General features: G+C 61.0%; 24 protein-coding genes and 1 pseudogene. 19 read left to right on the forward strand and 6 right to left on the reverse strand.

All coding sequences use genetic code 11. From position 1 onward, the window contains the following. Nucleotides 1-157: 157 nt before the first annotated feature. Together NKH91_RS21785 and NKH91_RS21790 are read left to right on the forward strand one after the other, a co-directional pair. A complete protein-coding gene (locus NKH91_RS21785; RefSeq protein ID WP_352848779.1) occupies nucleotides 158-391 on the forward strand; it encodes a GIY-YIG nuclease family protein in 234 nt (77 codons plus the stop codon). Nucleotides 392-489: 98 nt separating this feature from the next. Next, nucleotides 490-1,641, forward strand: a complete 1,152-nt coding sequence (locus NKH91_RS21790) for a porin (protein ID WP_352481864.1) — start codon at nucleotides 490-492, stop codon at nucleotides 1,639-1,641. Between the two features lie 268 nt (nucleotides 1,642-1,909). Here the strand turns inward: NKH91_RS21790 and NKH91_RS21795 are convergent, their stop codons facing one another. Together NKH91_RS21795 and NKH91_RS21800 are read right to left on the reverse strand one after the other, a co-directional pair. Beyond that, nucleotides 1,910-3,562, reverse strand: a complete 1,653-nt coding sequence (locus tag NKH91_RS21795) for a tetratricopeptide repeat-containing sulfotransferase family protein (RefSeq protein WP_352848261.1) — start codon at nucleotides 3,560-3,562, stop codon at nucleotides 1,910-1,912. A 109-nt stretch (nucleotides 3,563-3,671) separates the two neighbouring features. After that, nucleotides 3,672-5,324: a tetratricopeptide repeat-containing sulfotransferase family protein gene (locus tag NKH91_RS21800; RefSeq protein ID WP_352848259.1), complete on the reverse strand. Its 1,653-nt coding sequence runs from the start codon at nucleotides 5,322-5,324 to the stop codon at nucleotides 3,672-3,674. A gap of 121 nt (nucleotides 5,325-5,445) precedes the next feature. Here NKH91_RS21800 and NKH91_RS21805 point away from each other — a divergent pair, with 121 nt between their 5' ends. Then, a complete protein-coding gene (locus NKH91_RS21805; RefSeq protein ID WP_352848256.1) occupies nucleotides 5,446-6,552 on the forward strand; it encodes a pyridoxal phosphate-dependent aminotransferase in 1,107 nt (368 codons plus the stop codon). 45 nt (nucleotides 6,553-6,597) lie between these two features. On the opposite strand, the gene NKH91_RS21810 is transcribed toward NKH91_RS21805, so the two are convergent. Next, entirely contained in the window at nucleotides 6,598-7,104 is a 507-nt protein-coding gene (locus NKH91_RS21810) for a MarR family winged helix-turn-helix transcriptional regulator (protein WP_352848254.1), read from the reverse strand. A gap of 198 nt (nucleotides 7,105-7,302) precedes the next feature. On the opposite strand from NKH91_RS21810, the gene NKH91_RS21815 reads away from it, so the two are divergent. The 11 genes and pseudogenes from NKH91_RS21815 (at nucleotide 7,303) to NKH91_RS21865 (ending at nucleotide 16,431) form a co-directional block, all read left to right on the forward strand. After that, nucleotides 7,303-7,581, forward strand: coding sequence for an acylphosphatase (locus NKH91_RS21815; RefSeq protein ID WP_352481870.1), 279 nt, complete (start codon nucleotides 7,303-7,305; stop codon nucleotides 7,579-7,581). Between the two features lie 143 nt (nucleotides 7,582-7,724). Continuing rightward, nucleotides 7,725-8,387 carry a TetR/AcrR family transcriptional regulator gene (locus tag NKH91_RS21820; RefSeq protein ID WP_352481871.1) on the forward strand — a complete coding sequence of 221 codons (663 nt, stop codon included), beginning with the start codon at nucleotides 7,725-7,727 and terminating at the stop codon, nucleotides 8,385-8,387. Nucleotides 8,388-8,435: 48 nt separating this feature from the next. Next, complete coding sequence (locus NKH91_RS21825) at nucleotides 8,436-9,599, forward strand: isovaleryl-CoA dehydrogenase (RefSeq protein WP_352494839.1); 1,164 nt, start codon at nucleotides 8,436-8,438, stop codon at nucleotides 9,597-9,599. An 82-nt stretch (nucleotides 9,600-9,681) separates the two neighbouring features. Beyond that, entirely contained in the window at nucleotides 9,682-10,074 is a 393-nt protein-coding gene (locus tag NKH91_RS21830; protein WP_023718356.1) for an AbrB/MazE/SpoVT family DNA-binding domain-containing protein, read from the forward strand. Further along, nucleotides 10,071-10,454, forward strand: coding sequence for a type II toxin-antitoxin system VapC family toxin (locus NKH91_RS21835; RefSeq protein WP_023718357.1), 384 nt, complete (start codon nucleotides 10,071-10,073; stop codon nucleotides 10,452-10,454). Before NKH91_RS21830 ends, NKH91_RS21835 begins: the two co-directional genes overlap by 4 nt. Nucleotides 10,455-10,458: 4 nt before the next feature. Beyond that, a complete protein-coding gene (locus NKH91_RS21840; RefSeq protein WP_352885411.1) occupies nucleotides 10,459-12,066 on the forward strand; it encodes a carboxyl transferase domain-containing protein in 1,608 nt (535 codons plus the stop codon). A 1-nt stretch (nucleotide 12,067) separates the two neighbouring features. Continuing rightward, nucleotides 12,068-12,598, forward strand: a pseudogene (locus tag NKH91_RS21845) (O-acetyl-ADP-ribose deacetylase). Between the two features lie 119 nt (nucleotides 12,599-12,717). Then, a complete protein-coding gene (locus NKH91_RS21850) occupies nucleotides 12,718-13,077 on the forward strand; it encodes a hypothetical protein (protein WP_352848248.1) in 360 nt (119 codons plus the stop codon). A 59-nt stretch (nucleotides 13,078-13,136) separates the two neighbouring features. After that, nucleotides 13,137-13,505, forward strand: a complete 369-nt coding sequence (locus tag NKH91_RS21855; protein WP_352848247.1) for a hypothetical protein — start codon at nucleotides 13,137-13,139, stop codon at nucleotides 13,503-13,505. Between the two features lie 36 nt (nucleotides 13,506-13,541). After that, complete coding sequence (locus NKH91_RS21860) at nucleotides 13,542-13,916, forward strand: hypothetical protein (RefSeq protein ID WP_023718362.1); 375 nt, start codon at nucleotides 13,542-13,544, stop codon at nucleotides 13,914-13,916. Nucleotides 13,917-14,442: 526 nt separating this feature from the next. Then, nucleotides 14,443-16,431: an acetyl/propionyl/methylcrotonyl-CoA carboxylase subunit alpha gene (locus NKH91_RS21865; protein WP_352885410.1), complete on the forward strand. Its 1,989-nt coding sequence runs from the start codon at nucleotides 14,443-14,445 to the stop codon at nucleotides 16,429-16,431. Between the two features lie 98 nt (nucleotides 16,432-16,529). Here the strand turns inward: NKH91_RS21865 and NKH91_RS21870 are convergent, their stop codons facing one another. Together NKH91_RS21870 and NKH91_RS21875 are read right to left on the reverse strand one after the other, a co-directional pair. Further along, the gene (locus NKH91_RS21870) at nucleotides 16,530-17,651 is read right to left on the reverse strand and encodes a branched-chain amino acid ABC transporter substrate-binding protein (protein WP_352848242.1); all 1,122 of its coding nucleotides are present in this window, start codon (nucleotides 17,649-17,651) and stop codon (nucleotides 16,530-16,532) included. A 377-nt stretch (nucleotides 17,652-18,028) separates the two neighbouring features. Further along, nucleotides 18,029-18,295 (reverse strand): SEL1-like repeat protein, encoded by a 267-nt coding sequence (locus NKH91_RS21875; RefSeq protein ID WP_010915070.1) that lies wholly within the window; start codon nucleotides 18,293-18,295, stop codon nucleotides 18,029-18,031. A gap of 457 nt (nucleotides 18,296-18,752) precedes the next feature. Here NKH91_RS21875 and NKH91_RS21880 point away from each other — a divergent pair, with 457 nt between their 5' ends. The 5 genes from NKH91_RS21880 to NKH91_RS21900 all read left to right on the forward strand — a co-directional run bounded on the left by NKH91_RS21880 (nucleotide 18,753) and on the right by NKH91_RS21900 (nucleotide 22,387). Further along, nucleotides 18,753-19,097 (forward strand): DUF2147 domain-containing protein, encoded by a 345-nt coding sequence (locus tag NKH91_RS21880; RefSeq protein WP_023718366.1) that lies wholly within the window; start codon nucleotides 18,753-18,755, stop codon nucleotides 19,095-19,097. A 208-nt stretch (nucleotides 19,098-19,305) separates the two neighbouring features. After that, on the forward strand, nucleotides 19,306-19,458 hold the full coding sequence (locus NKH91_RS21885) for a hypothetical protein (RefSeq protein ID WP_023718367.1): 153 nt from the start codon (nucleotides 19,306-19,308) through the stop codon (nucleotides 19,456-19,458). 31 nt (nucleotides 19,459-19,489) lie between these two features. Next, nucleotides 19,490-19,684, forward strand: coding sequence for a hypothetical protein (locus NKH91_RS21890; RefSeq protein ID WP_352848239.1), 195 nt, complete (start codon nucleotides 19,490-19,492; stop codon nucleotides 19,682-19,684). 83 nt (nucleotides 19,685-19,767) lie between these two features. Then, nucleotides 19,768-21,270, forward strand: coding sequence for an AMP nucleosidase (locus NKH91_RS21895; RefSeq protein WP_352494832.1), 1,503 nt, complete (start codon nucleotides 19,768-19,770; stop codon nucleotides 21,268-21,270). A 79-nt stretch (nucleotides 21,271-21,349) separates the two neighbouring features. Continuing rightward, the gene (locus tag NKH91_RS21900; RefSeq protein ID WP_352848237.1) at nucleotides 21,350-22,387 is read left to right on the forward strand and encodes an endonuclease/exonuclease/phosphatase family protein; all 1,038 of its coding nucleotides are present in this window, start codon (nucleotides 21,350-21,352) and stop codon (nucleotides 22,385-22,387) included. 31 nt (nucleotides 22,388-22,418) lie between these two features. Here the strand turns inward: NKH91_RS21900 and NKH91_RS21905 are convergent, their stop codons facing one another. Next, nucleotides 22,419-23,015, reverse strand: coding sequence for a DUF922 domain-containing protein (locus tag NKH91_RS21905; RefSeq protein WP_352588719.1), 597 nt, complete (start codon nucleotides 23,013-23,015; stop codon nucleotides 22,419-22,421). Nucleotides 23,016-23,095: the final 80 nt, after the last annotated feature.

A 23,095-nucleotide genomic window follows, 5' to 3' on the forward strand; every position in this document is an offset into this window, starting at 1 on the left:
CCCCCTTGCTATGGGTTTTGTGTTAAAATGCTTCTGGTGGTGTCGAACCCCGTCCTCTCCGCCACCATACGCCGGGGGGGCTTGGGGGGGCAGGCCACCCTAAGCCCGCAGGGCGTAGGGTGTCGCCCGAAGCTACGAAGTAGCGTAGGGGGACTATGTGGTACGTCGTAACGGCGATGTCTACGTCGGGTCGACCAACGACCTTCGGCGCCGCTTCGAATCGCATCGATCAGGCTATGTGACTTCGACCAAGGCCTATCTGCCTGTAACTTTGAAGTCCTACATCGGGGTTGAAACCGAGGCCAACGCACGGCAACTCGAGCGATATTTCAAGACCGGTTCAGGCAAGGCCTTCGCCAGTAAGCGTTTTTGGCGGACAGGGCCTCACTGACGGCCTTAGGACTTATCTATTTGAAAATATAAATAAAAACAGCCGAACGAGCTGCTTTTCGGCGACCTCCGCCCTCGATTCTGACTGGAGGTCAGAAAATGAACATCAAGAGCCTTCTTCTCGGCTCCGCTGCGGCACTGATCGCAGTTTCCGGTGCGCGCGCCGCCGACGCCGTCGTCGTCGCCGAGCCGGAACCCGCTGAATACGTCAAGATTTGCGACGTCTACGGCGCTGGCTACTTCTACATCCCCGGCACCGAAACCTGCCTGCGCATCGGTGGCTATGTCCGCTATGACATCGGCATCGGCGACGTCGGCTCCTTCGACGGTGCGAAGACCACGGACCAGATGGACGGCGGCTCGCAGGATACCTACTACAAGCACGCGCGCTTCACGCTGAAGACCTGGACCGGCCAGGAAACCGAGCTCGGCACCTTGAAGACCTACACCGAGACCCGTTTCAACTGGGGTAACCACAACGATTACCTTGATGACAACTTTAACGGCGGTACGAGTGTTTCACTGAACTTTGCCTGGGTCCAACTCGGTGGTTTGCGCGTCGGCAAAGACGAATCGGCCTTTGACACGTTCATCGGCTACGCCGGCAACGTCATCCAGGATACGCTGGTCCCCTATGGCGGCTTCGACACCAATGTCGTCCAGTACTACTTCGACGCCGGCAACGGCTTCTCGGCCGTTGCTTCGTTAGAAACCGGCTCAGGCAGTGCCGATGCGGATCCTGGCATTTTCCAAGACAGCAACAGCGGCAATGATTCGATCGACAGCTATGTTCCATATGTGGTCGGCGGTATTAAATACACGCAGGGTTGGGGCTCGATCACCGGTGTTGCTGCCTATGACAGCACTTGGGAAGAGTGGGCCGGCAAGGTTCGCGTCGACGTTACGCCGATACAGAACCTGACACTGTTCGTCATGGCCGGTTACGGTTCGGACGACAACATCGACCGCAACTTCTATAAGCAGTGGGGCGGCAACTGGGCAGTTTGGGGTGGTGGCACCTACACCATCAACGAGAAGACCTCGTTCAACCTCCAGGCATCGGTTGACGACGACAAGAACTACGGCGTCGCTGCGAACATCGCCTACGATATCGTTCCCGGCTTCACGATCACTGCCGAAGTCGATTGGGCCCGCGACGGTCAGTTTGATAAAGCCTACGATCGCAACTGGACCAACGCCGACGACAAGGACAGCGTCGGCGGGATGCTGCGCTTCCAGCGCTCATTCTAACGAACCTGATTGAGATCGAACCCGGCGGGCCACCGCCGGGTTTTTCGTATCGGGCGACGCAGGTAACAACTCTCGGTGCATGAATGCAGGCTGCCACTGAATACCTATCGCAGGGCTGAGCTGGTCAATTGCAATGCTCGCCGCGCCCGCTTGTCCGAACATGCAAAAAATGAAGATCTTGGCACGATCTGAAGGGCTGGCCTACAGGATCAACGGATCTCGACAGCAAGTCACCGTCGACCTCGGCCTGCCGACGCCACCCACTCGTTCAAAGTTCGGCTAGATCTCCCAAGGCGTGAATCAGCGGCTGGATTGTGCTCTCATATTTTTTCCAGCGCTTGACCGATGATGTATAGATCGGCTGCCGCACCTGCCAGCGGCTGGGGGTATTGACCGACCCGTCCTTCTCGAAAAAGCGCAGGCAGGAATCGTCCCAAGGCAAGCCGAGATGATCGATGAGACGGCGCGACTGCGCCTCCTGATCCGCAATCAGCGTCTCGTAGCGGCTTTCGAAAATACGTCCGGGAAAGACCTTATTCCAATGCCGCATCAAGCGATCATATTCGCGGTAGTATAGGCCGAGTGTCTCAAGGTCGGCGTTGTAGCCGTGGTCCTTGGTGAAATGCAACACGAAGCAGGACACGCAATTGTCGATGGCATCGCGCCGGCAATGAATGATGCGCGCGTGGGGAAAAAGAATTCCAATCACTCCGATAAACTCGAAGTTGTGCGGCATCTTGTCGACTATGCGGAGCGCGGCAGGCGCGTGCTGGCGCAGATAAGACAGGTATTCTTCGGCCAGCGCCCTCGACTGATCCCTCGTCATCGACATGATCGAACTGCGCAGGTCCTCATCCGATTGTGTTCTAAAGCCCATCGAGTTCGCGATTCGCCGCAGCTTCGTAAGCTCCCCGGCGCCATGGACATCCGGATGGCTCGCGCAGATCTGCTCGGTCAGCGTCGTCCCCGACCGGGGCATGCCCAGCACAAACACAGGCACTTCGGACGGACTGCCGTGGCCAGCCTTGGCTTCCAATAGTGACGGGCTGAATATCTCGATCATGGAATCGACACTTCGGCGGTAGTACTCCAGGTCGAAATCGTGACCAGCGGCCTTTTTTGCCTTCTGGAAGTGATCCATCGCCTCATCGTAGCGCTCGAGATCGTTCAGCACTTTGCCTGCGGCGTGATGGAGCTGGGATGCAGCAACCGGTTCGAGCCTGGGATTGGAGAGTTCGCGCAGGATAGAGTCGAGCTCGGCAGGTTTTTCGGTGAACTTTTGCGTGTCGACCAGGTAGTTGTAGGCTGCCCCAACATCGACGCGACGTTCTATTGCCTGATTGAGATAGGCTCTGGCTTCGTCCATGCGACCGAGGCTGGCGAGCGCACCAGCCAGACCAATTCGGACCATGGGATGGTCGCCGTTGATCTTCAGTGCCTTCTCGTAAAGGGGCAAAGCCATCTCGGCCTTGTCGAAGTTGACGTAGGCACGCGCCAGTCCGCAAAGCGCTTCCACCAGATCGGGCTTCAATTCGCAGGCGCGCTGCAGGTGCCTGATCGCAAGCAAGCTGTCGCCAAGCTTCAGACCGGCCTCTCCCAGGCTAAGGTGGAAATATGGATTTTGAGGCGTCTGGCTTACTGCTCGTGCAAAATATTTGAGAGCCAACTCATCGTCGATACCGAGCCCCAGCGTGCCGAGGATATAGAGCGAAAGCGGGTGGTTGGGCGTGCGGGCGAGAACGCGATGGCATAACTCCTCGGCCTCTGGAAGCCGCTTGGCTTGCTGGAGTTCGAGCGCCTGTCGCAACAGCATGTCGTCAGCTTGCGCGCGCGACTGCGGTTTCACTTTCGGCGGTTCCACTTTCGGCGCCGGGCGGGACTTTATGTGCTTGGACCAAGCGGGCGGCAGTCGGTTGCTCATCATGTCTCGCTAGCAAAATGATCCGGGAGAATCCAGCCTGGCCTATCGGATCAACGTATCTCGACAGCAAGTCATGATCGATCTCGGCCTGTCGACGCACCCTACTTGTTCAAAGTTCGGCCAGGTCGCCCAAGGCGTCGATCAGCGGCTGGATCTTGCTCTCGTAATTTTTCCAGTGCTTGATGGACGAGTTGTAGATCGGTTGCCGAACCTGCCAGCGACTGGCCGTGTTGACCGATCCCTCCTGGTCGAAGAAGCGCAGGCAGGCATCGTCCCAGGGCAATCCAAGATGATCGATCAGACGGCGCGATTGTGCTTCCTGATCCCCAACCAGCGTCTCGTAGCGACTTTCGAAGATGCGTCCGGGAAAAACCTTGTCCCAATGTCGCATCAGGCGATCATATTCACGGTAGTACAGCCCGAGTGTCTGCAGGTCGGCGATGTAGCTGTGTCCCTTGGAGAAATTCTGGAAAAAACACGAGAGGCAATTGTCGATGGCATCGCGACGACAGTGAATAATCCGTACATTGGGGAAGAGAAGGCCTATGAGACCGATCAGTTCGAAATTCCGGGGCATCTTGTCGACTATGCGAAGCGCGGTCGGCGCACGCTCACGAAGATAGGACAGGTGCTCCTCGGCCAGCATTTTGGATAGGTCGGGGGTGATCGGAACGATCGATTGGCCCAAGGTCCGTGCTGAAACCTTCGTGAGACCGATAGCATTTGCGGCTCGCCTTAGCTTTTTCAGCTCTCCGGCGCCATGAACATCCGGGTGGCTCGCGCAAATCTGCTCGGTCAGGGTGGTGCCCGATCGGGGCATGCCCAATACAAACACGGGCACTTCCGACGGGCTTCCATAACCCGCCTTGGCGGCCAACATGTCCGGGTTGAAGAACTCAATCGTGGAGTCGACCCAGCGGCGATAGGTTTCCAGATCGAACTTATAGCCGGCGGCCCGCTTGCCTTTCTTGAAATGATCAATCGCGTCTTCGTAGCGCCCAAGGTCGTTCAGCACTTTGCCGGCAGCGTGATGAAGTGTCGTCGCACTGTCCGGGTCAAGCTTTGGCTCACCAAGCTCGCGCAGGATGGACCTAAGTTCGGCCGGCTCTTCGGTGAATTTGCGCGTACGCACAAGCTCATTATAGGCGGCGGGCATAGCGATGCGACGTTCGATCGCCTCCTTCAGATAGATTTTGGCTTCATCCATGCGACCAAGACCGGTGAGTGCGCTGGCCAGCCCCGTCCGAACGCGGGGATGATCGCGGTTGATCTTGAGCGCTCTCTCGTAAACCGGCACAGCCATGTCAGCCTTGTCGAATTCGACGTAGGCGCGCCCCAATGCGCAAAGCGCCTCAACCAAATCGGGCTTCAACTCCAGAGCGTGCTGGATGTGCGTGATTGCGGGCGAATATTCGCTTACCCTCAGATAAGCTTCACCCAGACTAAGGTGATAATAGGGGTTTCGGGGCTCCACGCCGACGGCTCGCGCCAAATATCGCAGGGCCATTTCATCGTCGAGCCCGATGAATAGCGTGCCCATGATATACAAAGCCAAGGGATGGTTGGGCGTGCGCTCCAGCACGCGACGGCACAGTTCCCGAGCCTCGGCCAACCGCTTGGCCTGCTGCAAGCCATACGCCTGTTTCAGCAGCGCATCGTCGGCCTGCACGCGCGTCAATGGTTTCGCCTTCGGCGGTTCCACTTTCGGCGCCGGGTGGGACTTTATATGCTTGGACCAGGCGGGCGGCAGTCGGTTCCTCATCATGTCTCGCTAGCAAAATGATCCGCGAGAATCCAGCCTGACCGTCGCCGCCGTTCGTGGAACTTGCGCAGGCCCAGCCGGCAGGCTAGCAAAGAAGGCCCTTTTTGAACGAGCCTTTGCCATGCGCCCTCCCCTTACGCCGCTCATCGACGCGCTTCCCTCTACGGTGCCGTTTGTCGGCCCTGAGGCGCAGGAGCGTGATCGCGGCCGCGGCTTTCGCGCCCGCATCGGCGCCAATGAGAGCAGCTTTGGCCCCTCGCCGCGGGTCGTTGCCCGCATGGCCGAGATTGCCGGCGACATGTGGATGTATTGCGACCCCGACAATCACGATTTGAAGGTAGCCGTGGCCCGACATCTCGGTGTCGGCGCCGAAAACGTCGTCGTCGGCGAAGGCATAGACGGGCTGCTCAGCCTGGTGGCGCGCATGTATGTGGCGCCCGGCGACGCGGTGGTGACCTCGCGCGGCGCCTATCCGACCTTCAACTTTCATGTTGCCGGCGTCGGCGGCCGGCTGGTCGCGGTGCCTTACGAGAACGACCGGGAAAACCTGGACGGCCTGCTGGCGGCAGTGGCCAGGGACAAGGCGCCGCTGGTCTATCTGTCCAACCCGGACAATCCGATGGGCAGTTGGTGGGAAGCGGCCGAGCTCAGCCGCTTCATCGAGGCCTTGCCGGAGACCACAATGCTGGTGCTCGACGAGGCGTATGGCGAATTAGGGCCAGCCTCAGCGATGCCGCCGATCGATGTGGCGCGGCCGAACGTCATCCGCATGCGCACCTTCTCCAAGGCCTATGGGCTAGCCGGCATACGCTGCGGCTACGCGGTGGCCGAAGCCCAGGTGATTCGCGATTTTGAGAAGATCCGCAACCATTACGGCGTCAGCCGCATGGCGCAGATCGCCGGCGTCGAGGCGCTTGCCGATCAGGCCTGGCTGGAGAGCGTGGTGGCGCGGGTCGCCGCCGGCCGCCGGCGCATCGCCGGAATAGCCGAGGCGAACGGGCTGAAGCCGCTGGCTTCGGCGACCAATTTCGTCACCATCGACTGCGGCCGCGACGGCGCCTTCGCGCTGAAGGTGCTGCGGGCGCTGTTGTCGCGCGACGTGTTCATCCGCAAGCCGATGGTGCCAGTGCTCGACCGCTGCATCCGGGTCAGCGTCGGCCTCGATCACGAGCTCGACATTTTTGCCGAGGAACTGCCCGGCGCACTGGCGGCAGCGCGGGGGAATTGAGGCGCCAAAAGGGGCGACGGAACACCACGACCTCCAGTACTGCCGCTATTTCTCCCCACCACCAAGCAGGCGCATGACGCGTTTCAAGGCGTCCGATAATTCGGCAGCCGCGTCATCGGCGAGGCCGGCCGTCAGCCGGGCGAGATCGCGATCCGTCGCAGCCTGAAGCCTGGCGAGTTCCGCACTTCCGCGAGCGGTTAGCGACAGGATGCGTCTGCGCCGATCGGCTGGGTCAGTGCGTATCTCGGTCAGGCCAGCGGCGGCGAATCTCCTCAGGATGCGTGTGACATAGGCCGGATCGAGCCGGAGTTCGGCGGCGATTTCGGAGGCCGCCGGCCCGAGATCGAGGTGGAACGCCCGTGCCAGAAACCCAGCCTCACCGCCGCTATTGGCGGCAGCGCGGGATCGGTCGCCCAATTCGAACAGCAGCCGCGCCTCGCCCAGCGTATAGGCGCTGTGCGTCAAGGTCAGGTCGAGCAGCCCGATCAGGCGCGTGTAGAAGCGATTGAAGCAACGTATCTCCGCGACAAGGGCATTCCGATCGGCCGGCATGACGACCTCCTTCGGGCTGATCGCTCCTAAGGACCATGATGGTCTATTATTTGACTTAGTCAATCATTCGATGGAGACGCCGCCTATCTCGCACGTGAAGCTGGCGGATAGCGATCGGCAGAGAGACCTTCGATGCACGTTGCCTGGTTGAATTTGCACAGCGATGCGCCAGACTCGACTCAGAAGATGGAGAGCGCGATGGCCGACCGGACGGTGCAGGTACGCATATACGGCAAGGTGCAGGGCGTCAGCTATCGGGTCTGGGCGCGGCGCGAGGCGTCTGGACTTGGCCTTGCCGGTTGGGTGCGCAACGAAATTGACGGCTCGGTGACAGCCTTGATTGCAGGGGCCGATGCGGCGGTCTCGACAATGATCGAACGGCTTCGGCAAGGGCCGCCAGGGGCAGCGGTTTCGAAAGTTGACGTCGAGGAGATCGAGGCACGCGACATGTCCGCGGGTTTCAGGATTGTTGCCTAGAAAGGCATGATCCTGCTCATTCGCTTCCATCGCACAAAATCTCCAGGGTGCAGATAGAGCAAACCTGAAGCCAATGCCTTACCCGAACACACTTCTTGAATTAATTGAACGTTTGTTTTATTGTGCTGAAAAGGCGGCTTGTCATGGCGCGTACGACCGGTTCCGACGGAGAGAAGACCGAAGCTGCGGTCCGCGAGGCGGCGGTCAGCCTGATTGCGCGTCTCGGCTACGAGGCGATGTCGATGCGCCAGCTGGCGGCCGAGGTCGGCGTCCAGGCAGCGGCGCTTTACCGCTATTTCCCGACCAAGCAGGACCTTCTGTTCACGCTGATGCGCGAGCATATGGAAGGCTTGATCGAGGCGTGGCGCGCAACACGCCCTGTCGGCGCCGATCCGGCAGCGCGGCTCGCCGCCTATGTCGAAAACCACATCGCTTTCCACGTCGAACGCCGCCATTCCACCCATGTCTCGAACATGGAGCTGCGCAGCCTGTCGCACGAAAGACTCACGCAGATCCTGCGCATGCGCACCGCTTACGAGAAGGAGCTGCGCGCCATTCTGCGCGACGGCGTCGAAGCGGGCTTGTTCAGCGTCGAGGACACCGGGCTCACCGCCATGGCGCTGATCCAGATGATGACCGGCGTCATCGTGTGGTTCCGGCCGGGCGAACGGCTGTCGATCGCCGAAGTCACCGCTACATATCTAGCAATGACAATGCGCCTTGTTGGAGCAAAGAGCGATGGCGCGAGGACGAGCCACGGCACCGTGCGTCCATTCGAGCGCGCAAAGGACGCTGTAGCACTTTGATTTCGCGCATGATCCCGATTTTCGCGGTCGTGCGCCGGGAGGAACGGCATGTACACGCAGACGCTCAACTTCGGGCTTGACGAAGACATCGAGGCGCTGCGCGATCTGGTGCGGCGCTTCGCCCAGGAGAAAATCGCGCCGATAGCCGCCGAGATCGACCGCTCGAACGAATTCCCGGCACATCTGTGGGTGGAGCTCGGCGGGCTCGGCCTGCTCGGCATCACCGCCGATCCCGATTTCGGCGGCAGCGGCATGGGCTACCTCGCCCATGTCGTGGCGATGGAGGAGATTTCGCGCGCCTCGGCCTCGGTCGGCCTCTCTTACGGCGCCCATTCCAACCTGTGCGTCAATCAGATCAACCGCTGGGCGACGCAGGCACAGAAAGAAAAATATCTGCCTTCGCTCTGCAGCGGCGAAAAGGTCGGGGCACTGGCGATGTCGGAATCGGGTGCCGGCTCAGATGTCGTGTCGCTGCGCCTGCGCGCCGAAAAGCGCAATGATCGCTACGTGCTCAACGGCACCAAAATGTGGATCACCAACGGGCCGGATGCCGAGACGCTGGTCGTCTACGCCAAGACCGATCCGGAACTCAATTCGCGCGGCATCACCGCTTTCATCGTCGAAAAGGCCTTTGCCGGTTTTTCGGTGGCGCAAAAGCTCGACAAGCTCGGCATGCGCGGCTCGAACACCGGCGAGCTGGTGTTCGACAATGTCGAAGTGCCGTTCGACAATGTGCTGCACGAGGAAGGGCGCGGCGTCGAGGTGCTGATGTCAGGCCTCGACTACGAACGCGCCGTGCTTGCCGGCGGCCCGATCGGCCTGATGGCTGCGTGCCTCGACGTGGCGATCCCTTACGTGCACGAACGCAAGCAGTTCGGCCAGCCGATCGGCGAGTTCCAGCTGGTGCAAGGCAAGCTCGCCGACATGTATGCGACGATGAATGCGGCGCGTGCTTACGTCTATGCCGTAGCCGCCGCCTGCGATCGCGGTGAGACGACGCGCAAGGACGCCGCCGGGTGCGTGCTGTTCGCCGCCGAAAAGGCGACGCTGATGGCGCTCGACGCCATCCAGCTTTTGGGCGGCAACGGCTACATCAACGATTACCCTACCGGCCGGCTGCTGCGCGACGCCAAGCTCTACGAGATCGGCGCCGGCACCAGCGAAATCCGTCGCTGGCTGATCGGGCGGGAAATCATGGCGGAGGGCGCCTAATGGCATTCTTTTGAGATTTGCCAGAAGCCGCACGATATGGCATACTTCTGGACATATGCCATAAATACAAGCGAGACGGACCATGGCGGGCAGAACGGGAAAGTCCGGATTTGATGAAGATCCGCAAGCACAGTTCGATGCTGGCGCCCGCAAAACGCGGCTTCGGGTTCCGGCGAAACGCGAGCGCGTCAAGCTTGGCGAGGGCGGGCGCTTCGTCATCCCTGCTGCGATGCGCGAGGAGATGGGCGTGAAGCCTGGCGAGGACATGATCCTTCATGTCGAAAACGGCGAGTTGCGGGTAAGATCGTGGCTGCAGAATCTGCGACGCGTTCAGGCCGAATTGTCGGCGCTGAAACAGCCCGGTGAAAGCGTCGTCGACGAATTTCTGAAGGAGCGGCGGGAAGAGCAGCGTCGAAGCGACAAGCGTCTCGACCGGCTTCACGCCGAAGGGACGACAGGAAAGCGGGTGAAATGAAGCCCTACGTCATGGACAGTTCGGCGGCGCTCGCAATCCTGCTCAACGAGCAAGGCACCGAGAATGCTTTGGGGTTCGCGCCGGATGCACAATGCAGTTCGGTCAATGCGGCCGAGATCATTGCCAAGCTGATCGACAAGGGACGCAGCTTGGAACAGGCTGCCGACGACCTCGGAAGTCTCGGCATGCCGATCGCCGTTTTCGACCAAGCGATGGGCATCGCCGCCGGCCAGCTTCGCCAACTGACGCGGCATCGCGGCTTGTCGCTGGGCGATCGGGCCTGCCTGGCGCTGGCGATTCGCGAGAACGCCATTGCCGTCACCGCCGATCGCGACTGGGGCGACCTGGATGTCGGCTGCAAGATCGAGCTGATCCGGTAGCGCCATGGCCCCCCTCACCTCGCAGATCTCGCCCGTCTCCGATATTTTCCGCGCCAATGCCGAGCGCATGCGGGCGCTGGTCGCCGATATTGCGGAAAAGGCTGCTACGGTCGAACACGGCGGCTCGGAGGAAGCGCGTGAGCGGCATGTTTCGCGCGGCAAGCTCCTGCCGCGGCAACGTCTTGCCCAATTGCTCGATACCGGCTCGCCCTTCCTCGAGATCGGCCAGTTCGCGGCGTGGTCGATGTATGGCGAGGACATCTCCTCGGCCGGCCTCATCGCCGGCGTCGGCCGCGTCGAAGGCACCGAAGTCATGGTCGTCGTCAATGACGCCACGGTGAAGGGCGGCACCTATTATCCACTGACGGTGAAGAAGCATCTGCGTGCACAGGAGATCGCATTGCAGAACAATCTGCCTTGCGTCTATCTGGTCGACAGCGGCGGCGCCAATCTGCCCAATCAGGACGAGGTGTTTCCCGACCGCGATCATTTCGGCCGCATCTTCTACAACCAGGCCAACATGTCGGCCGCCGGCATTCCGCAGATCGCCTGCGTCATGGGTTCATGCACGGCCGGCGGCGCCTATGTGCCCGCGATGTCGGACGAGACAATCATGGTGCGCAAGCAGGCGACCATCTTTCTCGGCGGGCCGCCGCTGGTGAAGGCGGCCACCGGCGAGGACGTCACCGCCGAGGACCTCGGTGGTGCCGACGTGCACACAAGGCTTTCCGGCGTTGCCGATCACTATGCGCTCGACGACGAACATGCGCTGGCAATATGCCGGCGTATCGTCAAAAACCTGAATCGGAACAAGACTGTAAGCCTGGCCCTGAAGAAATCGATTCCGCCGCTTCACGATCCACATGAACTCTACGGCATCGTACCGACGGATTTGCGCCAGCCTTACGACGTGCGCGAGGTGATCGCCCGCATCGTCGACGGCTCCGAGTTCGATGAGTTCAAGCAGGATTACGGCACCACGCTGATCACCGGCTTCGCCCACCTCAGCGGCATGCCGGTCGGCATCGTCGCCAACAATGGCGTGCTGTTTTCGGAAAGCGCGCTGAAGGGCGCGCACTTCATCGAGCTGTGCTGCCAGCGCAAGATCCCGCTGGTCTTCCTGCAAAACATCACCGGTTTCATGGTCGGGCGAAAATACGAGGCCGGCGGCATCGCCAAGGATGGCGCCAAGCTGGTCATGGCGGTCGCAACGGCCAAGGTGCCGAAGGTGACCGTGATCATCGGCGGCTCGTTCGGCGCCGGCAATTACGGTATGTGCGGACGCGCCTATTCGCCACGCTTCCTGTGGATGTGGCCGAATGCCCGCATCTCGGTGATGGGCGGCGAACAGGCAGCAACGGTGCTGGCCGTCGTCAAGCGCGAAGGCATCGAGCGCAAGGGTGGCGAGTGGAGCGTCGAAGAGGAAGCCAAATTCAAGAAGCCGATCCTGATGAAGTACGAGCATGAAGGGCACCCGCTCTATTCGTCGGCAAGGCTCTGGGACGACGGCATCATCGATCCGGCGAAGACCCGCGAGGTGCTGGCGCTTAGCCTGTCGGCCGCGCTGAACGCCGGGATCGAGGAGACCCGGTTCGGCGTGTTCAGGATGTGAGATGAGCGCAGTCGGCCAGAGGATTCGCGTTCACACCGGCGACATCACGAAGCTGGCGGTCGATGCCATCGTCAATGCCGCCAACACCTCGCTTCTCGGCGGCGGTGGCGTGGACGGCGCCATTCACCGCGCGGCCGGCCCCGAGCTTGAGTTCGAATGCCGGATGCTGAATGGCTGCAAGGTTGGCGAGGCAAAGCTCACCAAGGGCTACAGGCTGCCGGCACGCTACATCATCCACACGGTCGGACCGGTCTGGTAAGGCGGCGGTAAAGGAGAAGCCGAGCTGCTCGCCTCCTGCTATCGCCGGTCACTCGAAATCGCCGCCGCAAAGGACTGCCGGACGGTGGCGTTTCCAGCGATCTCGACCGGTGTCTACCGCTATCCTAAGGATCAGGCGACGCAAATTGCTGTCGGTACCGTGAGTGCCTTCATCGGCCAGAATATCGTTCCGGAAACTGTCATTTTCTGCTGCTTCGACGAGCCGACGGCCGAACTGTATCAGCGGGTCGTTGCTGCACTCGGCAGGGTGTGACCCTGCGCGGGCGACGAACCCGTCCACACCTCCAGACCAATTTTTTTGCTTCTTCATCTGGCCAGCCGAAAGAATCACGGCTATTGGTCATCTCAAATACCAATGGGGATTGGGCGAAGATGAAACGGCGGCTTTTCAAGGAAACAACTGCGTCTATACTTGCGGGGTTGCTTATATTAGCGACGCCTGGCGCCAGTGCAGCGGCGTCGCTGGCTGGGAAAGTCGGCGACAAGCGTTCCTTCGTGTATCTCCCTCAGCAAGGCTCGGAAGGCAATTGCAGGCAGGCCTACAACGCCTATGTGGCTGCGGCCGGTCATTCCGCCTACGCATCGACCATCACCGGAGCAAGGGTCCTGTATTTCGTCTGCGGCGTGCACATTAACGCACCGTCCCAGAAGGCTGCCGAAGCGCTCGCGCTTAAGTCATGCGAATCCGGTCGCAAGAAGTTCAAAGTGGCATGGTCGGCGGCTGCGGCGTAGTCGCTTCCAAGTAGCTTTCGGCATCAAAGCGCCAGATAGCAATGGGGGATAGGGCGAAGATGAGACTTCAGCTTTTTCAGAAAACAACTGTATCCATATTTGCAGGGTTGCTCGTGTTGGGGGCGCCCGGTATCGGAGCAGCGGAGTCGCTGGCGGGAAGCAAGGGCGACAGCCGCTATCCCGTCTATTTCGCACCTGGCTCGACGGGAGGCTGTCAGAAGGCATACAGGGCCTATGTGGCGACCGGCAGCCATTCCGCTTATGCGTCGACTCTATTCAATTGGGCGACCGAGTTCATGATTTGCGCGCGTGCAAATGCAACGTCGCAAAAGGCTGCAGAGGCGCAGGCGCTGAAATCCTGCCAGTCAGCCAAGAGGAGCTACAAGGTCACAACCGCGGGAGCTTGCAGCATCGCTGCCTCCAAGTAGGAGATGCTGTTGGCGTTCGCTCTTCCAGGGGGAAAAATGACACCGAGACACGTCAAAAGTACAATCGCTTCGATACTTGCCGGCTTTCTTGTATTCACGGCACCTGGCATAGGAACGGCGGAATCGCTGGCGGGAAGCAAGGGCGAGACCCGTTTCTACCCCTATTTGCCGAAGAATCCGAAGGATCCATGCACCATGGCTTACAAGGCCTATGTAGCGGCCGGTGGCCATTCGGCCTATGCAAGCACTCCGTATTCCCGGGTGCGTTCGCTGTACATCATATGCGGCTCGCGCTTGAATGCACCATCACAGCAAGCTGCCGAAGAGTTGGCGTTAAAATCCTGTCAGGCCACCCGCAACAGTTATAAGGTTACGACAGGCGGAGGCTGCGAAATAGCCGCCTCCAAATAGCTGAATATCTGCCAGTCTTGGGTTTTTCAAATGGGTTGGGCAATGAAATCTTTATCCATCAGGCGAGCAACCATATTGGTACTTGCACTGTTCGTGGCCTCTGCACCGAATATTGGCGCTGCCGAATCGCTAGCTGGAAGCAAGGGCGACGTCCGTTTCTACCCGTATTTGCCGGCAACCGCGGATCGGCCGTGTACCAAGGCATATAAGGCGTATGTGGCGGCCAGCGGCCATTCAGCCTATGCGACCACTCCGTATTCCAGAGTGCGTTCGTTGTACATCATGTGCGGCTCGCGCTTGAATGCGCCCTCGCAAAAGGCTGCCGAGGATATGGCTATGAAATCCTGCCAGGCCACCCGCAGCCATTACAAGGTCACGACCGGTGGAGCTTGCGAAATCGCGGCCTCCAAGTAGGCAGGCCTCGCTTGCCTATCCTTTGACGGCCAGATTACAAAGCGGGGTATTGCCGCAGCTCGCGTGAAGAGAATTCGCGCCGTTGGCGGCGAGCTCTGCCTGTGGAGGCCCGATGTTCGCCAAGATCCTGATCGCCAACCGTGGCGAGATCGCCTGCCGGGTGATCCGCACGGCACGCAGGATGGGTGTGCGCAGCGTCGCCGTCTATTCTGACGCCGACGCTCGCGCCTTGCATGTCGAGACGGCGGACGAGGCGGTGCATATCGGTCCCTCGCCTGCCGGCGAAAGCTATCTGCGGGGTAACAAGATCATCGCGGCGGCCTTGGCCACGGGTGCCGAGGCCATTCATCCGGGCTACGGCTTTCTCTCGGAAAATCCCGACTTCGTCGACCAGGTGGTCGCGGCGGGGCTGATCTTCATCGGGCCGTCGGCGGCCTCGATCCGCGCCATGGGATTGAAGGACGCGGCCAAGCGGCTGATGGAAAAGGCCGGCGTGCCGGTGGTGCCGGGCTATCATGGCGAGGCGCAGGAGATCGTGTTGCTCGCCTCCAAGGCGCGCGAGATCGGCTACCCCGTATTGATCAAGGCGCGCGCCGGTGGCGGCGGCAAGGGCATGCGGCGCGTCGAGCATCCTGATGATTTTTCGGAAGCACTGTCTGGCGCGCGGCGCGAGGCGAAGGCCGCCTTCGGTGACGACCGCGTTTTGGTGGAAAAATATGTCGACAAGCCGCGCCACATCGAAGTGCAGATATTCGGCGACAGTTTCGGCAATGTCGTGCACCTCTACGAGCGCGACTGCTCGGCGCAACGCCGCCACCAGAAGGTGATCGAGGAGGCGCCTGCCCCCGGCATGACGCCGGCGTTGCGCAAGGCGATGACCGAGGCGGCGGTGAAGGCCGCCAAGGCAATCCACTATTCCGGCGCCGGCACCATCGAGTTCATCGTCGATGCCTCGCAAGGTCTGAAGGCCGACCGTTTCTGGTTCATGGAAATGAACACCCGCCTGCAGGTCGAGCACCCGGTCACCGAAATGGTCACCGGCATCGACCTGGTCGAGTGGCAGTTGCGGGTGGCCTCCGGCGAAAAACTGCCGAAGACGCAGAGCGAGATCGCGCTCTCCGGCCACGCCTTCGAGGCGCGCATCTATGCCGAGGACGCAGCAAGAGGGTTTTTGCCGGCGACCGGCACCTTGCACCATCTGAAATTTCCGCAACCGGCGCCCGAAGGTGCGAGCATGCGCATCGAAACCGGTGTGCGCGCCGGCGATGCGATCTCGCCGTTTTACGATCCGATGATCGCCAAGCTGGTCATCCATGGCAAGGACAGGCGGGCGGCGCTCACGGCACTCGGCGCGGCGCTGTCGCAGACCGAAATCGCCGGCTCGACGGTCAACACCGCCTTTCTTGCCGCGCTGGCCGCTGATGCGGATTTTGCGGCGGGCGATGTCGATACCGACCTGATCGCCAGGCATCAGCAGGCGTTGACGGCGGTTCCGCCGCCGAGCGGTGAGACGATTGCCGCCGCGGCACTTGCCGCGTCTGGTGCGGGCGACTTGCCGTCCTCCGACGATCCCTGGTCGTCACTGGCCGGCTACGCGCATTTCCACGCTGTAGCGCGGCGCACCCTGCTGAAATTTGGCGAGCAGGAGATCGGCGCGCGCGTGTCGGTGCGGCCGGACGGACGGTTCGAGGTGGCGCTGGATGCCCCCTATGACAGCGCCAATTCACATGATCTCCGCGCCGCGCCTCGCCTCGCCCGCTGGCCGGGCCACGTCACGATCTTCAAAGGCGCCATCGGCTACGGTTTTGCCGTGCCGGATCCGCTGGCGCGGGCCGACGAAGCCGCAGCCGCTTCCGGCAGCCTACGCGCGCCAATGCCGGGACTGGTCAAATTGGTTCGTGCTGGCAAAGGCGAGGCTGTGATCAAGGGGCAGCCGCTGCTGATCCTGGAGGCGATGAAGATGGAGCACACCATTGCCGCCCCCCATGACGGGGTAATCGCCGAGATCGCTGCCGAAGGCGCGCAGGTCACCGACGGAACCGTGCTGGTTCGCTTTGCCGAGGAACCACAGCTGACTGCTGTTTCCCTATCCACGAAGTGATCTCGAACGCGTCACAAAGGCATCGCCAAGAACAACATGGCCGGGTTTGACCCCGGCCATGTTCGATTACACCAGCGCAGCTTGCGGCGCCGCGGCCATTACGGCTGGATCGGGGCGTATTTGCCGTCGTGCCACTGGTTGATGTCGTAGCTGGCGTTCTTGAGGTCGCCTTTCTCGTCGAAGGTGACCGGACCGACAACCGTGCTGATCGGCTGGCCGTTCTTCAACGCTTCAGCGACCTTGGCCGGGTCGTCGCTGCCGGCGCGCTTGATGCCTTCGGCGAAGGCCTGGATCACCGCATAGGAAAACAGCGTGAAGCCCTCCGGCACGAAGCCGCCGGCCTTGATCTTGGCGATGGCTTCCTTGGCTTCGGGCTTCGCCTGCGGATCCGATGGGAAGACGAACATGGTGCCTTCGCCGGCCGGACCGGCAACCTGCCAGAATTCCGGCGAAGCGATCGAGTCCGGCATGATCAACTGAAACTTGAGGTTCTGCTCCGCCGACTGGCGCAGGATGAGGCCGGCTTCGGGGTGATAGCCGCCGAAATAGACGACATCAGCCTTCAGTTCCTTGAGCTTGGTAACAAGCGCGGAGTAGTCCTTCTCGCCGGCGTTGATGCCCTCGTAGAGGATCTCGTTGAGACCGTTCTGGTTCATCGTTGCCTTGACGGCATCGGCCACGCCCTGCCCATAGGCGCTCTTGTCGTGCATGATGACGACGTTCTTGCCGGCATATTTCTTGGCGATCCATGGACCGATGAAAGCGCCCTGCGCATCGTCGCGCGTATAGAGGCGCATGATCGTCGGCCAGCCAGCCTTCGCCGCTGCGTCGGTTAGCACCGGGTTCGAGGAAGCCGGACTCATCATCAGCGCGCCGGCTTCGGCGTAGACAGCGGAGGCCGGGATGCTGGAGCCCGAGCAGGCGTGGCCGTCGATGAACTTGACACCATTGGCGATGATGCGGTTGGCGACCGAAACCGCCTGCTTCGGATCGCACTGGTCATCCTCGATGTCGAGCTTGATCTGACGGCCATCGACACCGCCAGCCGCGTTGATCGCGTCAGCGGCGGCTTGCGCGCCCTGCTTGAACTGATCGCCGATGGTGGCAAGCTGACCGGTCATCGGTCCGACCACCGAAAAGGTGATGTCGTCGGCGAAGGCGACCGGCGCGGTCATCATCAGGCCAAATATGGCGGCGCTCAAAATACTGAATTTCTTCATGGTGACACAACTCCTCCACTCTCGCGCGACCGTCCCGGCCGCGCCTCTTCCAGAGTGGCGGGAGAATTTCATCCTTCACCGGAGCTGTCTAGGCGCATCGTCGGCACTCGATTGGGCCTGCAACACGCGGTCCCAAAGACAAAGCCGCGCCAGCCTTGTTCCGGCCGGTCGCGGCTTTTGTCATGAGCTTCCCAACGCAGCCGCGCCAGGACCCGCTCGCCTTCCCTGTCTATTGCTCAGCGGCTGCCGTGTTCTTGATCTTCTTGGCCCTGCCATCTTGCGCGGCCTTGATTTTTCGGACTAACCGTCTGCGCGGCTTTGACCCGAAGCGTCCCTGTCGTGAACTCAGTACCCCCGTGAAGTCGACGTTGACGAATTCAGTGCATCGTCATCCATTCGCGGGCTTCGCGGAGCGCCTTGGCGATCTCGACCTTCGACATGGCGGCCGACAATTCAGAGCGCAGTTCCGCGGCGCGGGCCGAACCCTTGATCGCGGCGATATTGAACCATTTGTGGGCGGCGACGACATCGGTCTCGCAATCGCGGCCGGTCGCATACATCATGCCCAACTCGAAAAGAATATCGGCCTGGGCGGTTGCCCCCATGGCGCCGAAGCCGGCTTCAAGCATTTCAAAACGTGCCATTTCAAATCCCCTGTTCTGGCTCCCGAGAGGTGTCTCCGTCTGTCCCTCGGTGTCCTTGACTACCTTCGGGGCGGCTCTCTTTCGATGCTTTCGAGAATGCCGCGGAGGCTTGAATCCGTCGTTAAATGGCGTGCTTAATTTGAGGAAAACAAAGCTAAAACAAGAGGTAAACGCGAAAATTCGTTAAGGATACAAAGCCAGCAATCGCGCCGGTTTGCACAAAATTTGAAGAAAACTTGCGAGGCGCGGATCAAGACTCCGCTAACCACGGAACACAAAGACGTGTGCGGCCCGTTTCATTTTTTCGCCGGCGCGGCCGTTCGGGAGCGGGCAAAAACCCGCAACCCTTCCGTCGCGGCACCGCTTTTGTTTTTCCGAGAGCTGGACTAGCTTACGTTTGCGTAAGGGGCAGACGGCCGGGGCGGAGCCCGATTGACTTGCCTGAGGGAGGAGAGACATGTTTCGACAAGTGAGCCTGGCCCTCGCGGCCGCAATAACGATGACCGGCGCGGCATGGGCCGATCCGATCGAAGGCAATTGGAAAACGCAAGCCGGATCGACTGCCGCCATTTCGGGTGGCGGCGGGGCATTTTCGATTACGCTCAAATCCGGCAAATTTGCCGGCAAGAACATCGGTTCACTGAAGGTGGCCGGCGACAACAAATATGCCGGCACGATAACCGACCCGGAAACCGACAAGACCTATTCGGGCAAGGCGTCGCTTTCCGGCAGTTCGCTCAAGATGAGCGGCTGCGTGCTCGGCGGGCTGATCTGCAAGAGCCAGACCTGGCATAAGCTCTGATCGAGCTCTTCCTGCCGGGATGAGCGGGGCCAGTTGGCCCCGTTTTCATGTTATCGGTCTCGCAGCCACGGCGTCGCCACCGGTCGCTGCTTTCAAGGCGGCCCGTCCAGAGATCATCAACCATTTTGAACCCCAGATGAACGCCGGCATCAGAGCTGGTTCAGCCGGGGCAAGGCATTGTCATGCGTGTTGAAGGAGACACCGCGCAATGCTTGCCCGCCGCTTCACCATCGTCTGCCTGCTGATGAGCCTGTTCGGCATGTTGTTCGCTGTCCTTGTCGCCGAAGCCGGCCGTCCGGCCCGCGCCTGGGACGTCGCCATTTCCTGCCGGCTCGGTTGCCCGAACCAGCTTCGCCACTGAACCCGACAGCGAGAATCTAGAAAACCACGCCATGACCCACCTCACCGCCAACGTCCTCAAGATCCTTCGGCTTCTGCCGCGGACGGCGCTCATCCTAATGCTTCTGGCGGCCCCGGTTCTGGCCGTACCGACGATGCGCGCCGATGCCGGTTCGACCATCGAGGCGCCTGCGCTGAGGAAGTCCGGTCTCGGCTTTGTGCTGCTGGTCAGCCTGCGGCGCGGTTGAATCGCAGGAAAGAAAACGCCCAACAGCGTTCTGAGACCGCCTTACCCCCTCCCAACCGCGCGCCCAACTCTCTATATTGGGTCATGGAAAAGCGAATCTATCCCCAAGCCATTGAATCGGTCGTCACGCCGGAGCCGTTTGGCCGACAGAGCTTCAACGACGCCAAGAAGGCGGTCGCCGCCCTGCAGGTGCTTTACGACCGCAATACCAAGTTCCTGCGCGATTCATTTGCCGCGCTCGCCGCGGGCGGCGACAACAACAAACGCTACCGGGCCTTCTATCCGGAGATCGGCGTCACCACGAGTTCGTTCACCCAGATCGACTCGCGGCAGGCCTATGGCCACATGCCGACGCCGGGGCATTTCTCGACCACCGTCACCCAGCCTGCCCTTTTCGAAAGCTATCTCACCGAACAGCTTCGGCTGATCATGCGCAACCACGGCGTTCCGGTCACGGTTTCGGAATCGACCACTCCCATCCCGCTGCATTTCGCCTTTCTCGAAGGCACGCATGTCGACGGCACTGCTGCCGAGCGCATTAAACGGCCGATCCGTGACCTGTTCGACGTGCCGGATCTCGACGGCACCGACGACCAGATCGCCAACGGCACGTTCGAAGTGGCATTGGGCGAGGCACGGCCGCTGGCACCGTTCACCGCGCAACGGATCGACTATTCGCTGCATCGGATGTCGCATTACACCGCGACCAGTCCCCAGCATTTCCAGAACTTCGTGCTGTTCACCAATTACCAGTTCTATATCGACGAATTCGTCGCCCGTGCACGCGATTTGATGGCCAATGGCGGTGACGGATACGTCGAGTTCGTCGAGCCGGGCAATATTGTGACCAAAGTCGGGGACAGCGCGCCCGGTGAGGGTGCCGCGCCGCCTCGCCTGCCGCAGATGCCGGCCTATCATCTGAAGAAGCCGAACCATGGCGGCATCACCATGGTCAATATTGGCGTTGGCCCTTCCAACGCCAAGACGATCACCGACCATATCGCGGTGCTCCGGCCGCATGCCTGGGTGATGCTCGGCCATTGCGCCGGTCTGCGCAACACGCAGGCGCTGGGGGATTATGTGCTGGCGCATGCGTATGTACGGGAAGACCATGTCCTCGACGACGACCTTCCGGTCTGGGTGCCGATTCCGCCGTTGGCTGAAATCCAGGTGGCGCTGCAGGAAGCGGTCGCCGAGGTCACCGGGCTTTCCGGCTACGACCTCAAGCGCATCATGCGCACCGGCACCGTCGCCACCATCGACAACCGCAATTGGGAGCTGCGCGACCAGCGCGGGCCGGTGCAGCGGCTGTCGCAGTCGCGGGCGATCGCGCTCGATATGGAATCGGCGACGATCGCCGCCAACGGCTTTCGCTTCCGGGTGCCCTATGGCACGCTGCTTTGCGTCTCCGACAAGCCCCTGCATGGCGAATTGAAGCTGCCTGGCATGGCGACCGAATTCTACAAGCGGCAAGTGGCGCAGCATTTGACCATCGGCATCAGGGCGATGGAGAAGCTGGCCGAAATGCCGATGGAGCGGCTGCATTCGCGCAAGCTCAGGAGCTTTTCGGAAACTGCCTTCCAGTAGCTGCCGATCGCATGTGTCGGTCCACGGCAGGACGTTTCGTCATCTTGATTGAGCCGCATTTCTGCCGATAGACAAAGCGATGGCACGTGTTCGAGACATGACGGTTGCACTGGCGTTCGTCGCAATGCTTGCACTCTCGGTCGCGCTGGTGGCCGGGTTCTTCGGATCGCTGCATCCGGCCTTCGATTCTTTTGCTCATTTCCGCGTTCATTTTGCCTTCTTGATGGCGCTTTGCGCGCTGCCGCTGCTCGCCACCTCGTTTCGCCTGCAGGCCGCCGCCGGATTGCTGTTTGCGGTGGCCGCCTTTGCCACCACGTCGAATGCCTTGCCGCTTTCGCGGCTATGGCAGGTGCAGGCCGCCTACGACGCCAGGCCCGGCGGCGAGGCGGACTACCGCCTGCTGCAGATGAACCTCAGGTTCAACAATCCAACGCCTGAGAAGGTGCTGTCGCTGATCGGTCGGACCCAGCCTGATGTGATCACCCTCGATGAGGTGTCCGAAATGTGGAAGGCAAAGCTTGGGCTGCTGTCCGGCGCTTATCCCTACCGGATCCTCTGCCCGTATCCCAATGGCGTATTCGGCGTTGCGCTGCTGTCCAGACGACCGTTTGCCGTGGGCACAGAGCCGCACTGCGACAGCCGGGGCGCGATGGCGATCGCCACGGTCGATTTCGGCGGAACCGACGTCGATGTCGCCGCCATCCACCTCACCTGGCCATGGCCGCACAACCAATCACGGCAGATTGGAGGGTTGTCTGACGAAATCGCCTCGCTTGGCGAGACGTCGATCCTGGCGGGGGACTGCAACGCAGCGCCATGGAGCGCCGCCGTCCGGCGCGTCGCATCGCTTGGCAAGCTGACTGTAATGCCGTCGGTCGGGCCGACCTGGCTCTACAGAAGGCTGCCGGATTTCCTGCGCTTCGCCGGACTGCCGATCGACCAGGTTTTCAGCAAAGGTGCAATTGTCATCCGTTCGGCGTCGACCCTTGAGGACACCGGCTCAGATCATCTGCCGGTGCTGGTGGAATTTTCGCTACGCTCGGATGAACAAAAGCCGCTCGACGAGCACCAGACGGCGACCGCGCTTGCGGCGCTGCCTGGCGGGGCCCGAAGCTGAAAATCCGCAGTCCAATCTCTACCCGGGCTTATTATTGGCCCACAAAAGCGCGGATGAGGTGCTCGACGGGGCCGCCGTCGCGATGCTCGCGCGCATCGAAGGCCTTCTGCTTTGCTTCATATTCGGCATAGATGGCATTGATCCGGCGCTTTGCCTCGCGACGTGCCTCGAAACAGTGCGGGTCATCACCGACTGTCAACCCTCGAACCGACTTTTCGGTGGCCCGCATCATCTGTCTGGCGATGCGGCCATGGGTCTCTTCATGGGCGCGGACGCCAGCGAAGAACCGCTTCCACCGCTTCTGCAGTGCCGGCGACGTGGCTGAGGCTAGTTTGGGATAGGTATAGAAGAGATTGAGCGTCCCGTTGGCCTGGTGCAGGCGGCAGACGCCGTTTTCCGTATGGGCGTCGAAGGTCCAATCATCGACGCTGTAGCCGGTCTGCGCGATGGCGTGGGTCATGAAGCCGTGCTTCGGCCCACTGCGATCCATGGCCTCGATCAGGGCCGCGCCGGTGGTTCCGGCAATGTTATAAGTTCGTGTCTTGACCAATACTTTAGTGTCGGCCAAGGCTAAAGGGGTGCACAACGCCCCGATCGCCACAGCGCTCGTCAGAACTGCCAGACGCATTTTCCTTCCTCCCTGTCGTCACAGAAAGGAAACACAGGCAGGCGGTCTATTCAACAATCCTATGGTTGCGCTGCTCCTCA

The sequence above is a fragment of the Mesorhizobium sp. M0894 genome (assembly GCF_040319725.1).
In the GTDB taxonomy this organism is placed as follows: Bacteria; Pseudomonadota; Alphaproteobacteria; order Rhizobiales; family Rhizobiaceae; genus Mesorhizobium.

Excerpts from the sequence above, each read along its gene's own strand:
- NKH91_RS21810 (WP_352848254.1), bottom strand. The coding sequence starts at position 7,104 with ATGCCGGCCGATCGGAATGCCCTTGTCGCGGAGATACGTTGCTTCAAT.
- NKH91_RS21905 (WP_352588719.1), bottom strand. The coding sequence starts at position 23,015 with ATGCGTCTGGCAGTTCTGACGAGCGCTGTGGCGATCGGGGCGTTGTGC.
- NKH91_RS21895 (WP_352494832.1), top strand. The coding sequence starts at position 19,768 with ATGGAAAAGCGAATCTATCCCCAAGCCATTGAATCGGTCGTCACGCCG.
- NKH91_RS21820 (WP_352481871.1), top strand. The coding sequence starts at position 7,725 with ATGGCGCGTACGACCGGTTCCGACGGAGAGAAGACCGAAGCTGCGGTC.
- NKH91_RS21880 (WP_023718366.1), top strand. The coding sequence starts at position 18,753 with ATGTTTCGACAAGTGAGCCTGGCCCTCGCGGCCGCAATAACGATGACC.
- NKH91_RS21875 (WP_010915070.1), bottom strand. The coding sequence starts at position 18,295 with ATGGCACGTTTTGAAATGCTTGAAGCCGGCTTCGGCGCCATGGGGGCA.
- NKH91_RS21885 (WP_023718367.1), top strand. The coding sequence starts at position 19,306 with ATGCTTGCCCGCCGCTTCACCATCGTCTGCCTGCTGATGAGCCTGTTC.
- NKH91_RS21900 (WP_352848237.1), top strand. The coding sequence starts at position 21,350 with ATGGCACGTGTTCGAGACATGACGGTTGCACTGGCGTTCGTCGCAATG.
- NKH91_RS21865 (WP_352885410.1), top strand. The coding sequence starts at position 14,443 with ATGTTCGCCAAGATCCTGATCGCCAACCGTGGCGAGATCGCCTGCCGG.
- NKH91_RS21830 (WP_023718356.1), top strand. The coding sequence starts at position 9,682 with ATGGCGGGCAGAACGGGAAAGTCCGGATTTGATGAAGATCCGCAAGCA.
- NKH91_RS21860 (WP_023718362.1), top strand. The coding sequence starts at position 13,542 with ATGACACCGAGACACGTCAAAAGTACAATCGCTTCGATACTTGCCGGC.
- NKH91_RS21870 (WP_352848242.1), bottom strand. The coding sequence starts at position 17,651 with ATGAAGAAATTCAGTATTTTGAGCGCCGCCATATTTGGCCTGATGATG.
- NKH91_RS21825 (WP_352494839.1), top strand. The coding sequence starts at position 8,436 with ATGTACACGCAGACGCTCAACTTCGGGCTTGACGAAGACATCGAGGCG.
- NKH91_RS21790 (WP_352481864.1), top strand. The coding sequence starts at position 490 with ATGAACATCAAGAGCCTTCTTCTCGGCTCCGCTGCGGCACTGATCGCA.
- NKH91_RS21835 (WP_023718357.1), top strand. The coding sequence starts at position 10,071 with ATGAAGCCCTACGTCATGGACAGTTCGGCGGCGCTCGCAATCCTGCTC.
- NKH91_RS21855 (WP_352848247.1), top strand. The coding sequence starts at position 13,137 with ATGAGACTTCAGCTTTTTCAGAAAACAACTGTATCCATATTTGCAGGG.
- NKH91_RS21805 (WP_352848256.1), top strand. The coding sequence starts at position 5,446 with ATGCGCCCTCCCCTTACGCCGCTCATCGACGCGCTTCCCTCTACGGTG.
- NKH91_RS21850 (WP_352848248.1), top strand. The coding sequence starts at position 12,718 with ATGAAACGGCGGCTTTTCAAGGAAACAACTGCGTCTATACTTGCGGGG.
- NKH91_RS21815 (WP_352481870.1), top strand. The coding sequence starts at position 7,303 with ATGGCCGACCGGACGGTGCAGGTACGCATATACGGCAAGGTGCAGGGC.
- NKH91_RS21890 (WP_352848239.1), top strand. The coding sequence starts at position 19,490 with ATGACCCACCTCACCGCCAACGTCCTCAAGATCCTTCGGCTTCTGCCG.
- NKH91_RS21800 (WP_352848259.1), bottom strand. The coding sequence starts at position 5,324 with ATGAGGAACCGACTGCCGCCCGCCTGGTCCAAGCATATAAAGTCCCAC.
- NKH91_RS21795 (WP_352848261.1), bottom strand. The coding sequence starts at position 3,562 with ATGAGCAACCGACTGCCGCCCGCTTGGTCCAAGCACATAAAGTCCCGC.
- NKH91_RS21840 (WP_352885411.1), top strand. The coding sequence starts at position 10,459 with ATGGCCCCCCTCACCTCGCAGATCTCGCCCGTCTCCGATATTTTCCGC.